The organism is Pseudomonas sp. EA_105y_Pfl2_R69, from assembly GCF_963970915.1.
Taxonomy (GTDB): domain Bacteria; phylum Pseudomonadota; class Gammaproteobacteria; order Pseudomonadales; family Pseudomonadaceae; genus Aquipseudomonas.
In genome coordinates, this window is the sequence record NZ_CAXAOO010000008.1 from 128043 (window position 1) to 140093 (window position 12051).

The following is a 12051-nucleotide window of genomic DNA, read 5'->3' on the forward strand; positions in this document are numbered from 1 at the left end:
GAGAAAGCCCATGCGTTCCGCCTTTGTTGTTCTGCACCGTTGGTTCGGCCTGTTTATCGCCGTGTTCCTGTTCGTCTCCGGCCTGACCGGGGCGGTGATCTCCTGGGATCACGAGGTCGACGAATGGCTTAACCCGCAGCTGTTCGAGGCCCGCAGCGAGGGCCCGGCGCAGACGCCGCAGGCCCTGGCCGCCCAGCTGGAGGCGCGCGACCCGCGGCTGCAGGTCGGCTTTATGCCGCTGTACACCGAGCCGGGTCACGCCTTCGGCGTCAGCGTCAATCCGCGCATCGACCCGGCCACCGGCAAGGCCTATGAGCTGGATTTCAACCAGCTGGCCCTCGACCCGGTGACCGGCGAGGAGCAGGGCCGGCGCATGTGGGGCGCGCTATCGCTGAGTCGCGAAAACCTCATGCCGTTCCTCTACAAGCTGCACTACAGCCTGCATATCCCCGACGGCTTCGGCCTCGAACTGGGCATTCTGCTGTTTGGCATTATCGCCATCGTCTGGACCCTGGATTGCTTTATCGCCCTGTGGCTGTCGTTTCCCAGCTGGCGCGCCTGGCGCAAGTCGTTCGCCTTTCGCTGGCAGCAGGGCGGCTACAAGCTCAACTTCGACCTGCACCGCTCTGGCGGTGTGTGGATCTGGGGCCTGCTGCTGATCCTGGCGGTGACCTCGGTGTCGATGAACCTCAATGTGCAGGTGACCCGGCCGCTGGTTGAGCTGTTCTCGCCGCTGACCCCCAGCCCCTTCGCCAGCCGCACCCCGGTCAGCCTCGACGAGCAGCCGCAACCGGGCATCAGCCGCGCCGAGGCAGTCAGCCTGGCGGCCGCCGAAGCGACGCGCCTGGGCCTGGAGAAACCGCCCGGCGGGGTGTTCTATTCGCCGGAGTTCGATGTCTACGGCGTGGGTTTCTACACCGCGGAAAACGACCACGGCGATGGCGGTCTGGGCAATCCCTGGTTGTACCTGGACGGCCAGAGCGGGGCCATCGCCGGCACCCTGATACCGGGCAGCGGCAGCGCCGGGGATATCTTTATGCAGGCGCAGTTTCCCTTGCACTCCGGGCGCATTCTCGGTTTGCCGGGGCGCATCCTGGTGTCGCTGCTGGGGCTGGCGGTGGCCATGCTGTCGCTGACCGGCATTGTGATCTGGGCGAAGAAGCGCCGCTCGCGGGTGCGCAGCGGGCAACGCAGCCGGCACAGCGACCTGCTGGCTCAGGGCGCGTTGCGTTAGGCGATGTTTCGGCGTCAGCGCCGGCGCTTAAGTGCGAAGCGGGTATCTCGTAGGGTGCGCCGTGCGCACCAGGGACGGCTGCAAATTCTCGGTGCGCACGGCCTGGGCGGCCCCGCGTCACCCTACCCATTGGCCCGTGCAAGCAGGTCACTCCCCCCAAGCGCCCCATGCAACAGGGAGTTGGCACATGGTTTTGTAAGGGCCTGGTAGCCTGGCGCTATGGCTCGACAATGCCGTGGCGTGCCTTCAGGGCCTGCACTTGCTCGGCCTGGCTGCTGAGAAAGGCATCGAACTGCTCGATCAGCTCGGGGTGCTGGATGCTCGAGAGAAAGTAGTGGTCATCCTGATAGGCCAGGTTGCGGTCGAACACCAGGGCATTGCTGTCCATGCCGTTGCTGCGCAGGTGGTGCGCCACCACCTGCGGGTTGAGGTAGACGCCGTCGACTCGGTCGCTGAGGGCCATGGCCAGCAGCGAGTCGATCTGGTTGGCCTGGATCAGGATGATCCGCCCTGCCTCGATGTCCTCCAGATAGGGCCAGGGGGTGAAGCCTCGCTGGGTGCCGAGGCGGCGCAGACGCGCCTTGCCCTGATCGAGGTGCTGGGGTTTGACCAGTATGCCGTCGATGGCCGGTGCCGCCGCGCGGCTGAAGTGCACCTGATGGCCGCGCTTGATATCGGCGTTCCAGCGCGGGTTGTCGGGGTATTTCAAATCCACCCGGCCGCCGAGAAAGTCGTTGAGCAGACGCCGCACGGGCAGGGGCCGGTAAACGAACTCATGGCCCTGGTGGGCGGCGAAGGCGTCCAGCAGGTCGCGGCCATAGCCCAGATACTGACCGTCCTGCACATTCGAGTAGGGCATATAGGGCTGCAGTTCGACCCCCACGGTAAAGGTCTGCGCGCGCAGGGCAGGGCTGAAGGCAAGCGTCAGACAGACCAGCAGCGGAAGAAGGACTGTCATTGGGGCAGACTCTCGACATGACGGCATAGGGGGGCTACAGCAACCATAGCCAATTGCCTGCTCCTGGGGGAGCTCAAGCCGGAAATATCTGACGTTATGGCCAGTTAAGCGGGCGCTGAACTGGCCGCAATGGCCGCCAATTCTGGCTTTGTGCCTGCAGGGATGGGCTGTGGCTGCTACCCTGTTTGGCGCAGCTGCCGGTTTGGCAGCTGTACGAGTAGGGCAATCCGTCCTCATGCGCGAAATGTAGCCACACGCCTAAGGAGCATTCCATATGGGAAAAGACCCTTCCTCTGACACGACCCCGCAGCCAGAAGCGGAAATACCGGGTGGCATTCCAGCCCCGAGCGGGGCCGCCAACCTGATCGATACCGACTATGTGGTCGGACAGGACAATATCAAGGGCAGGTTCCTGTTCAACCTGGATATCCACGGCAAGGTGTTCAGCATCTCCGCGCTGACCATTCTGCTGTTCGTGGTCCTGACCCTGGCCTTGCAGGCCGAGGTCGAACCGATTTTCAGCGCCATTCGCAACTGGCTGACCAGCAACCTGGCCTGGTTCTTTATCGGCGCGGCCAACATCTTCGTGCTGCTGTGCCTGGGGCTGATCGTCTCGCCCCTGGGCAAGGTACGCCTGGGCGGCAAGGAGGCGACGCCGGACCATAGCTACGCAAGCTGGTTTGCCATGCTGTTCGCCGCCGGCATGGGCATCGGCCTGATGTTCTACGGCGTAGGCGAGCCGATGTCGCACCTGGGCTCGGCCATGGGCGGGATCAGCGTCGGCGAAGACGGCCTGCGTACCGACTGGGCACCGCTGGGCGCGGCCGCCGGTAATGCGCAGGAGGCCGCGAGCCTGGCGATGGCGGCCACCATCTTCCACTGGGGTCTGCATCCCTGGGCGATCTACGCCATCGTCGCCCTGGCCCTGGCGCTGTTCTCCTTCAACAAGGGCCTGCCGCTGAGCATCCGCTCGATCTTCTACCCGCTGCTGGGCGAGCGGGTGTGGGGCTGGCCGGGGCATGTGATCGACATCCTCGCGGTGTTCGCCACCCTGTTCGGCCTGGCCACCTCCCTGGGCCTGGGTGCCGAGCAGGCGGCTGCCGGCCTCGACCACCTGTTCGGCATCGCCGCCACCGACATCAGCAAGGTGCTGCTGATTACCGGCATCACCGCGATCGCCTTGCTCTCCGTACTGGCGGGCCTGGACAAGGGGGTCAAGCGCCTGTCGGAAATCAACATGGTGCTGGCCATCCTGTTGCTCGGCTTTATCATCCTGGCCGGGCCGACGCTGGCGATTGTCACCGGTTTCTTCAGCAACCTGGGGAGTTACCTGGCCTATCTGCCCGAGCTGTCCAACCCCGTCGGCCGTGAAGACGCCAACTTCAGCCAGGGCTGGACCGCCTTCTACTGGGCCTGGTGGATCAGCTGGTCGCCCTTTGTCGGCATGTTTATCGCCCGGGTCAGCCGCGGCCGCACGGTGCGCGAGTTCCTCATCGCCGTGCTGCTGGTGCCGTCGCTGGTGTCGGTGCTGTGGATGACCGCCTTCGGCGGCACCGCGATCGGCCAACTGCTCGGTGACGGCTTTACCGGGGTGCAGGATGCGGCCCTGGAGCTGAAGTTGTTCGCCATGCTCGGCGAGCTGCCGTTGAGTGAGATCAGCTCCTTTATCGGCATCGTGCTGGTGATCGTGTTCTTCGTCACCTCGTCGGACTCCGGCTCCCTGGTGATCGACACCATCACCGCCGGCGGCAAGGTCAATGCACCGGTGCCGCAACGGGCCTTCTGGGCCATCATGGAAGGCGCGGTGGCCATCGCCCTGCTGCTCGGCGGCGGCCTGGTGGCCCTGCAGGCCATGGCGGTATCCACCGGCCTGCCGTTTACCATCGTGCTGCTGGTGGGCTGCGTATCGATCGTCAAAGGCCTGATGAGCGAACCGCGCTGACCACGACTGTCGGGTAATACCAGAGCGCGCCTACGGGCGCGCTTTTTTATGCGCGGGGTTTGCGCGGCGGGCACCGGCCACCTGTAGGAGCGGCGGGGGTGCCTAGCCTTGCCCGCGATGCTTTGCTTGGCACCCACAGCATCGTGTGCGCTGATGGATTGTGGGAGGGGAAGCCGCGCATGGGTCAATGTTGAGCACATGTGGGAGGGGCTTTAGCCGCGACGCTTTGGTGTTCGGCATTGCAGCGCGTTTGCTGATGTTTAGTGTTGCGCCCCCTCGGGCGCGTCACTTGATTCGCTGCGCTCACCCTTCGGGCCAGCCTGCGGCTGTTACTTCGCTTCGCTACGTTGTTCTTGCTTGCCCAAGAAAAAGTAACCAAAAAGAAGGGCACCCCTACATACGGCCCCGGCTACGCCGAGGTTCCCTCACTCCATCACCACTCCAGGGGCACGCCGGATGCGGCCCACCGACGAAGGGCCATCCCTGGCCCATCGCGGCTCTCGCGACATCCATGTCGCTCAACCCCTTACGCGGCGATTCCATTCGGCCTCCTGAAGGGGATTTGGGCGTCGTCTGCGCAGTCGTTGCTCAAAAGCAAAGCAAAAAACAGACGCCGTAAGCTTGAGACTAGGGAAATCTCGTAAGCTCGCGTCCTGGTCCCGTCAGGAGGCCGAGTGGAGGTGTTGTGCAGGGGGACGAGCCGCATGGGTGCGGCGAGAGGCTTAAAGGGCCAGGGACGGCCCTTGTAAGCCGGCCCCCGGAGCAGCACCGGAGTGAGGGAAGTTGAGCGAAGCGAAACCCGGATGTCGGGTGTGCTTTCTCTTTGCACAAGCAAAGAGAAAGTAACTCGCCGTAAGGGCGAAACCAGTAGAAGCCGGCGACGGAGAAAATAAATCTGTCCCCTTTACTGCCAGGCTTTGAAGGTGCTCATGCTGGGGTTCTCCATGCAACCTGGCGATTAAGCTAAGGGTCAGGCATGTGCCCTTTGTTATGCATATACCCGCGAAAATGCCCCGGCAACGAAACAGAGTAGACCGATAGCTGAGCCTGCGGTAGGAATGCTGAACCAATATTTTTTAGACAGTACAAGGTATGTTAATGAAATAATTGGTGCCGCGCTCATAAAGAATAGAGAGCCTGCAAGGAAGGGTGTGTTAAAGATTGATAGGTATAAATAAGTGGTTGAGAAAAACAGTATGCCGATACCGTGGCTGATGTTAAAGCCAACCCAGGCACGCCACACATTTGTTTCTTTGGTGATGGCTAAGGTTGACTCTTTCATGAGTCCCATAACACCAGCTTTATATGGTATTAGCTTTTTAGGATTGTACGTGTCTGCGATTGTGTAGAGCGTATGCAGGATGCCAAGAGCAAGAAATGGGATGCAGCCTGCGATATATAAATATTTTGTAAGCATGCGGAGCTCCTTGTACTGGCATAGCGATTAAGCTAAGGGGCGGGCTTTAGCCCGCCCTAGTGGGCGAAATGAGCGATACCAATTGTTATGTACTCACACAAACCAAAACTCGACTTCATCTGTGGCCACCTCAAATGATGCTGAATGCTCAACATTTGCAGGCACGTGATACCACTCACCAACGCCGATTCTGGTGGTTTTATTATCCATGGTAAGTATTAGCTCGCCGCGTGTAATCACACCATGATTATCTGTTTCATGGGTATGAGGCGGAATAGATGTTCCAGGCGGGTACGAGGCAAAAAGAACAGTGCTATTTTTCGCTTCAAGTTGATAGGCATCAAAGCGTCCATCAAATAACGGTAGTTCTTTGATTCTTTGCGGATACTTCCCTGGCATACGTATTTCCTTCCTTGTGGTACATAACGCCCGGCTTTAGGGCGGACTTGCAGCCGCGAAGCGGCGAAAAGGCCGTCCCAGCCCCGAAGGGGCGATAACAGCCGCTTGTTAGCTTGCACACAACGTCTTGACTAGCCTTTTCTAGCGACTATGAATATCGATTCATGGCTTGTTTGCCATTCTCGCTCAATAGTAAAACCTGAATTCATTAATTTAGAAATAAGCTGGATCTTTGTAAATCGACTGACATAAGGAGCCAAACCAAGAAACTGCATTCCAGAGATCAACCATCGAAAAACCAAATTGATTTCTGCTATTAGTGATGTGCTTGAAACAAATACACCATCACTTTTTAAAACTCGATGAACATTAGCAATTGCACCATCTGCATCGGCCAAAAGATGTAACACATTTAGCCCCAACACAGCGTCAAAACTTTCATTTTTGAGCTTTAGGCTGTCTAGTGTGCCCTGCTGAAAAGAAATGTTCTTTACTCCAGCTTCGAGCGCTTTTCTCTGAGCCGCCTCTATCATTTTGTCAGATATATCTGTAGCAACAACATATTCAACATGAGGGGCATGGTAAATTGCGGTGGCACCGCTGCCGCAGCCGAACTCTAGCACCTTCGAATCCAACCTCAGGAACTCTTGGGTAATTGCTAGCTTTTGTTGATATGTAGCTTCATCTTTAATGGGGCTTTTAATATACTTTTCTGCAGATTTATCCCAAAATTTCTTTGAGTCTTTCATTTGTCATATATTCCAGTTTTGCCCCAAAGCTAACTATTAATTAGGCGGCATATATGTCGCGGTCTGCCGCGGTGCGCATCGCATAAGCTTCCTTATCGCCTTATAAATCCTTGTCTGGCTCGAAGGTAGCCGCGGTAAGGGCAGCGGCACCTGGGGAAAACGCGACAGAGAGAACGGCAAGCCCGGACTGCTGGCGAAATACTGGCAGGCTTGGGGCAAAGCTAGTCCATTAGTGCCGAGGCTGTCCATTACGGCGGTCGATGACGGAGATACGGCCAGGTTTTGCCTTTGCTCTTTTTTCCGTCAGCCGCCGAAATATCAACCGCGCGTTAAATCCCCGTCAGGAGTCCGAGCGCAGGTGTTGCGTCGGGGGACGAGCCGTATGGATGCGGCGAGAGGCGTAATGGGCCAGGGATGGCCCATGTACGCCGGCCCCCGGAGCAATACCGGAGCGAGGGAAACGGAGCGAAGCGCAGTAACAGCCGCAGGCTGGCCCTAAGGGTGAGCGTAGCGAATCAAGTGACGCGCCCGAGGGGGCGCAACACGAAGCATCAGCGCATAGGGTGTTGTGCCGAACGCCTTTGTAATAGCCGGGTAATGATGGGTATCGCGATGCTCAACCCACCCTACGGTGCTAGAGGCATCAGCAAACGTGATGGTGTGCCGAATACGCAGGAGGGCGCAGAGCATCGCGGCCAAGGACTAGGCGTCCCCACCGCTCCTACAAAAGCGCGCTCTCAACTCAACAATTCCCCCACCGGCGTATCCGCCGAATACCGCGCGGCGACCTGCGCCTGCAGTAACTCTGCAGTTGCCAGGGCGTCGGTCAGCGCATGGTGCGCCTGGTACTGCGGCAGGTTGTAGCGCAGGCGGCTGTCGGCCAGGCGGATGGAGACTGGTTGGCGACCCAGCAACCGGCCCAGCCAGCCGGGCTGGCGTTTGGGGTAGAGGCGCGCTTCCAGTTGCATGGTGTCGATCACCGGGAATTGCAAGCCTTCCCCCACTTGCTGGCGCAGCGCCTGGTCGAGAAAGCTGCGCTCGATATTCTGGTAGTGCACCACCATCACCTTGCCGGCCATGGCCGTCAGCAGCTCGTCGAGTATCTGCCCCATGCGCGGGGCGTGGCGGATGTCCGAGTGGGTGATGTGGTGGTAGGTCACCGACTCGCTGCTCAGCTCGCAGGCCGGTTTGACCACCCAGTACAGCGCCTGGCCGCAGCGGATGCGGCGCAGGTTGAAGGGCAGCAGGCCGAGGCTGACGATGGCGTGCTGGTTGGCGTCCAGGCCGGTGGTTTCCACGTCCAGGGCCAGCAGCGGCACCTGTTCCAGGGGGGTGTCGGCGCTTACCGTGCCGGCGCGGTAGAAGGCTTGCAGGCGCGGGTCGCTGGCGCTTTCGGCAAGCTTGGCGAGGTGCCCGGCCCAGTCGAACAGTTCGGCGGTGCCGGCCTTGGCCAGGCCGCTCATAGCGCCTGACTCGCTTGCGCCGGGTAACGGAAGCGGAGGAATTTCTGCGCGTTGCTGAGCACCTGAAAGGCTTCCTTGAGGTTGTGCCGCTCGCTGGCGGAGACCTTTTCCGGCTCGATGTAGTTGTTCGGTTCGCGGCCTTCCTCGATGGCCCGGGCCTGATGGCGGATGCGCACTAGGCTGAGAAACTCCAGGGCGTAGCGCAGCTGGCTGATGGCCTCGGGCTGCAGCAGCTTGGTCTGGGCGATGGCGTCCAGGCGCTCCAGGGAGTTCTGCGCCTTGCTGCCGCAGGCCAGGGCGTGCACGCGGATCAGGTCGGTGAGCGGCGCGCTGCCGCGACCCTTGAGGTTGATGATGTTCTTCTGCTGGCCGTCGCTCTCCATCACGAAGGTGCGGAAGAAGCCCAGCGGCGGCGTGCGGTTGAGGGCGTTGCGCGCCAGGGCGGCGAGGAAGGCCGGGTTGCTGCTGGCTTTCTGCGCGAGCAGGTCCTGGAGGTTTTCCACCAGTTCGCGTTCGCCATGCACGCCGTCGAGGTCGAAGAAGATGCAGCTGTTGAGCAGGGTTTGCGGGTTGGGTTGGTCGATCCACTGCTGGAAGTAGTCGCGCCAGACCCGCAGCGGCTGTCGCCACTGGGGGTTGCTGGCCATGATGCCGCCCTTGCAGTAGCTGTAACCGCAGGCCGCCAGGCCGTCGCTGACGAACTGGGCGAGGGCGGCGAAGTAGGCGTCGTGCTGCGCCGGGTCGAAGCGGTCGTCGAGCACCAGGGCGTTGTCCTGGTCGGTGACCAGCAGCTGTTCGTCGCGGGCCATGGAGCCGGCCACCATAAAGCAGTAGGGCACCGGCGGCGGGCCGAGTTGCTGTTCGGCCAGCTCCAGCAGGCGCTGAGTAAAGGCGCGGCCGATGCCGCTCATGGCACTGCCGATCATCTGCGCGGTGGCATTGTCGTTGACCATGCGCACGTAGGTGCCGCGCAGGTCCGCCAGGAGGTTCTGCAGGCCGGCGACATTCGCCTGGTTGAAGATGCTGTTGACCAGGTAGAGGCTGCTGTGGGACTCGTAGCGGATGATGTCGGACAGGTTGATCAGGCCCAGGGGGCGACGCCGCTGCACCACCGGCAGGTGATGGATATTGTGGCGCAGCATGGACAACATGGCTTCGAAAACGCTGTCATCGGCCTGGATGGTGATGGGGTCGGGCGACATCACCTGGCTTACCGGTGCCGCGCTGTCGAGCCCGGTTGCCAGCACCCGGGTGCGCAGGTCGCGGTCGGTGAGGATGCCGACCATGGCGGCGCCGGCCGCCTCGCCGTCGGTGATTACCAGGGACGATACGCTCTGCTCGGTCATCACCTGGGCGGCCTGCTGCACCGAGGTGTGCAGCGGCACGCAGACCGGCTGGCGGGAGATCAGCTTGCGCACCTTGAGCTGGGTCAGCTCGCTGGCCTGACCCTGGCTTTCCACCGCCGATTTCAGCCGTGACTGGCCCTCGGCCTCGACAAAGTCGGCAAAGCTGTCGTGGGCCTCGCACAGCTGGCCGAACAGCTCGCCGGGGATAAAGTAGATCAGGCTGTCTTCGATGGCCCGCGCCGGGAAGCGCACCTTGTTGCTGCGCAGCAGGCCGGCCTGGCCGAAGATGTCGCCCTCACTCAGGCGGTTGTACAGCTCGCCGTTGCGCCGGTAGATTTCCACCGCGCCGCTGCGCACATAGTGCAGCTCATGAATCTGTGCGCCGTACAGGAGGATGTCGCTGCCGGCCTTGAAGTAGGCCACCTCGACCTGGCGGGCGATGGCGTCGAGGCTGTCCTCGGGCAGGGCATCGAAGGGCGGGAAGCGCTGCAGGTGGTCGCGGATCTCCAGTAACTCGATCTGCATGGGGGCCTCTTGAAGGTGGGGCGGGCCGACCGCCGCCGGCTACGCCTGTGCGGGTTCACGGCGCTTATGGCCGCGCGGGAGCGCCGGAAAGACTCGCCGCCTTTTGCACATGACGGCCGGCGGCTCGAACAGCGGCGGCAGGGTGGCGGATGAGCGGTATGGGCTAACCATAACCTGCCCCGGCGCGAGCACGCGACTGTTTCGCTGCCGGGGCTGGCTCCCGGCAGCGCCCGGCCATGGCTTCAGCTGTGCTCGAGGGTCAGGTAGACGGCGGTCTGGTTGAGCAGCTGGTAGGCGACTTCGCCGAAGGTGATGGGGCCGGTGAGGCGCGCCGTCTGGCGGCCCTGCAACTGCGAATAGAGGTAGTTGAGGATGCAGTTGCAGCCGAACAGGATGGGCCCGCCGTCGCTGGGCATGGCCTGCAGGAAGCGCGCGCTGTAGTCCTCGACCGCGTCGGCGAAGCGGTAGTCGACCCCGGCGAACACCGGCGCGTAGAAGGACACCAGCCCCGGCTCGGACTCCAGTGCCAGGATGCTGACATTGATCATGGCCCCGCAGTAGTCGGCCACCAGCGGCAGGCGGGTGTCGATGCCGCGTGTGCGGATCAGCTCGAGCAAGCTGCCGCGCACGCCATCGATCAGGCAGTCGCGGGCGGCAAAGCCGGTCTCGGCGAAGCGCAGCGTCGGCCCCGCGCCGGGGGTGAACAGGTTCACCGCATGCACCAGCGCCGCCTGCTCGGGCGGCAGGGGGATGTGCAGGACGATGGCCTGGTCGGTGTAACAGCGACCGCTGCGGCCGTCGATCACCTGGGCCTGGGCGCTGCCCAGCTGATCCAGGTGCACGCCCGCGACCCAGCCGACAATCGGCTTGATGTACATGTCGGGGTAGTCGGGGGCCTCGCGGGCATAGTCCTCGAGCACGGCACTGGCGGCCGGCAGAATGACGATGCTGAAGCCATTTTCCGGGGCGTCTTCGAGCATGTGCGGCAGCCGCTCGCGGTCATAGCAGAGGATCTCCCCGGCCCGCTGGCCGAACGGCTGGACGAACACCCGGTCGAGGCGACAGGTGCCACCCTCGCTGGCCATGAAGTAGGGGGTGGTGCCGCCGATCCAGTTGCCCCTGGGCAGCGCCGTCAGGCAGTCGAGGTGGCCGGCGATGGCCAGGGTTTCGCCGCGTTCGATCAAGGCGCTGGCCTGGCGCAGGTCCAGCAGTGCGCTTGTCGCGCTGGCGTGGTTCATGGCTGGTCGCCCTCCGTGGCCTGCTGCGGTTCGTTGTTCAGCTGGGCGATCTCGTGCTGCAGATGCTTTTCGTGCTTGATAAAGAAGCGCCGCAGTTCGTTGATCCTGAGGATCCGCATATCCGGGTCATGGGCCCTGGCGAAGTCCTGACGGGCGCGGGCCAGCAGCAGTTTCAGGCTCAGCAGGCGGATCTCGAACGGACAATCCAGCGCCAGCAGGCGCAGCCATGCGCGGTCGTCGCTGGCGGGAATGCTGCTGGCGGCTTGCCCGGCCGGATCGTCCAGTTGCAGGCGCGCCCGCAGCTCGGTATCCGCCGTGCTCAGCTGGCCCGACTCGATCGCGTGCTTGATCTGCCAGGCGAGGTGGATGTCGATATCCAGCAGGGCGCAGACCTGGCGATAGCGCAGGCCATCCTGCAGGCACTGGATCACCCGCCGGGCCAGGCCATGGGTGAAGTCGCTGGCGCTTTTACCGAGGAAGGCTTGCGCGGCCTGGCCGTGCTGCTCGGGCAGGCTGGCGTGGATATAGGTCTTGTAGGCACCGATATTGACATGCCGCCAGCGTGAGCGCGGCTGTTCGCCGAGGTAGCGACCGAACCAGCTCTTGCCGCTGCTCAGGTAGGCATGCAGCTCGCGGCTGTGGGTATCGACACGCACCCGGCTGACCTCCCAGGGCTCGTTCACTTCCAGTAGCCAGCGGCACAATTCTGCGTCTTTCACCCGGACCTCCCTGTTGTGGTTTAACAGTCCAGGGACCTTCACATGGGGGGGCGCAGCGAGC

10 protein-coding genes are annotated in these 12051 nt (G+C 62.2%); 2 read left to right on the forward strand and 8 right to left on the reverse strand.

The genetic code is table 11. From position 1 onward, the window contains the following. Positions 1–10: 10 nt before the first annotated feature. Positions 11–1234, forward strand: a complete 1224-nt coding sequence (locus AACY13_RS19835; RefSeq protein WP_339463301.1) for a PepSY-associated TM helix domain-containing protein — start codon at positions 11–13, stop codon at positions 1232–1234. A 217-nt stretch (positions 1235–1451) separates the two neighbouring features. On the opposite strand, the gene AACY13_RS19840 is transcribed toward AACY13_RS19835, so the two are convergent. Continuing rightward, the gene (locus AACY13_RS19840) at positions 1452–2192 is read right to left on the reverse strand and encodes a substrate-binding periplasmic protein (protein WP_339463302.1); all 741 of its coding nucleotides are present in this window, start codon (positions 2190–2192) and stop codon (positions 1452–1454) included. A gap of 274 nt (positions 2193–2466) precedes the next feature. On the opposite strand from AACY13_RS19840, the gene AACY13_RS19845 reads away from it, so the two are divergent. Then, the gene (locus tag AACY13_RS19845; protein WP_339463303.1) at positions 2467–4134 is read left to right on the forward strand and encodes a BCCT family transporter; all 1668 of its coding nucleotides are present in this window, start codon (positions 2467–2469) and stop codon (positions 4132–4134) included. A gap of 988 nt (positions 4135–5122) precedes the next feature. Here the strand turns inward: AACY13_RS19845 and AACY13_RS19850 are convergent. The 7 genes from AACY13_RS19850 to AACY13_RS19880 form a co-directional block, all read right to left on the reverse strand. Then, a complete protein-coding gene (locus AACY13_RS19850) occupies positions 5123–5551 on the reverse strand; it encodes an LIC_13387 family protein (RefSeq protein ID WP_339463304.1) in 429 nt (142 codons plus the stop codon). A gap of 93 nt (positions 5552–5644) precedes the next feature. Next, positions 5645–5950 (reverse strand): cupin domain-containing protein, encoded by a 306-nt coding sequence (locus tag AACY13_RS19855; RefSeq protein ID WP_339463305.1) that lies wholly within the window; start codon positions 5948–5950, stop codon positions 5645–5647. Between the two features lie 131 nt (positions 5951–6081). Continuing rightward, positions 6082–6699, reverse strand: coding sequence for a class I SAM-dependent methyltransferase (locus AACY13_RS19860; protein WP_339463306.1), 618 nt, complete (start codon positions 6697–6699; stop codon positions 6082–6084). Positions 6700–7436: 737 nt separating this feature from the next. Further along, positions 7437–8162, reverse strand: a complete 726-nt coding sequence (locus AACY13_RS19865) for a 3'-5' exonuclease (RefSeq protein ID WP_339463307.1) — start codon at positions 8160–8162, stop codon at positions 7437–7439. After that, positions 8159–10033, reverse strand: a complete 1875-nt coding sequence (locus AACY13_RS19870) for a DUF294 nucleotidyltransferase-like domain-containing protein (protein WP_339463308.1) — start codon at positions 10031–10033, stop codon at positions 8159–8161. Before AACY13_RS19870 ends, AACY13_RS19865 begins: the two co-directional genes overlap by 4 nt. Before the next feature lie 242 nt (positions 10034–10275). Beyond that, the gene (locus AACY13_RS19875) at positions 10276–11271 is read right to left on the reverse strand and encodes a DUF6976 family protein (protein WP_339463309.1); all 996 of its coding nucleotides are present in this window, start codon (positions 11269–11271) and stop codon (positions 10276–10278) included. Continuing rightward, the gene (locus AACY13_RS19880) at positions 11268–11990 is read right to left on the reverse strand and encodes a hypothetical protein (protein WP_339463310.1); all 723 of its coding nucleotides are present in this window, start codon (positions 11988–11990) and stop codon (positions 11268–11270) included. The genes AACY13_RS19875 and AACY13_RS19880 overlap by 4 nt, the downstream gene beginning before the upstream one ends. Positions 11991–12051: the final 61 nt, after the last annotated feature.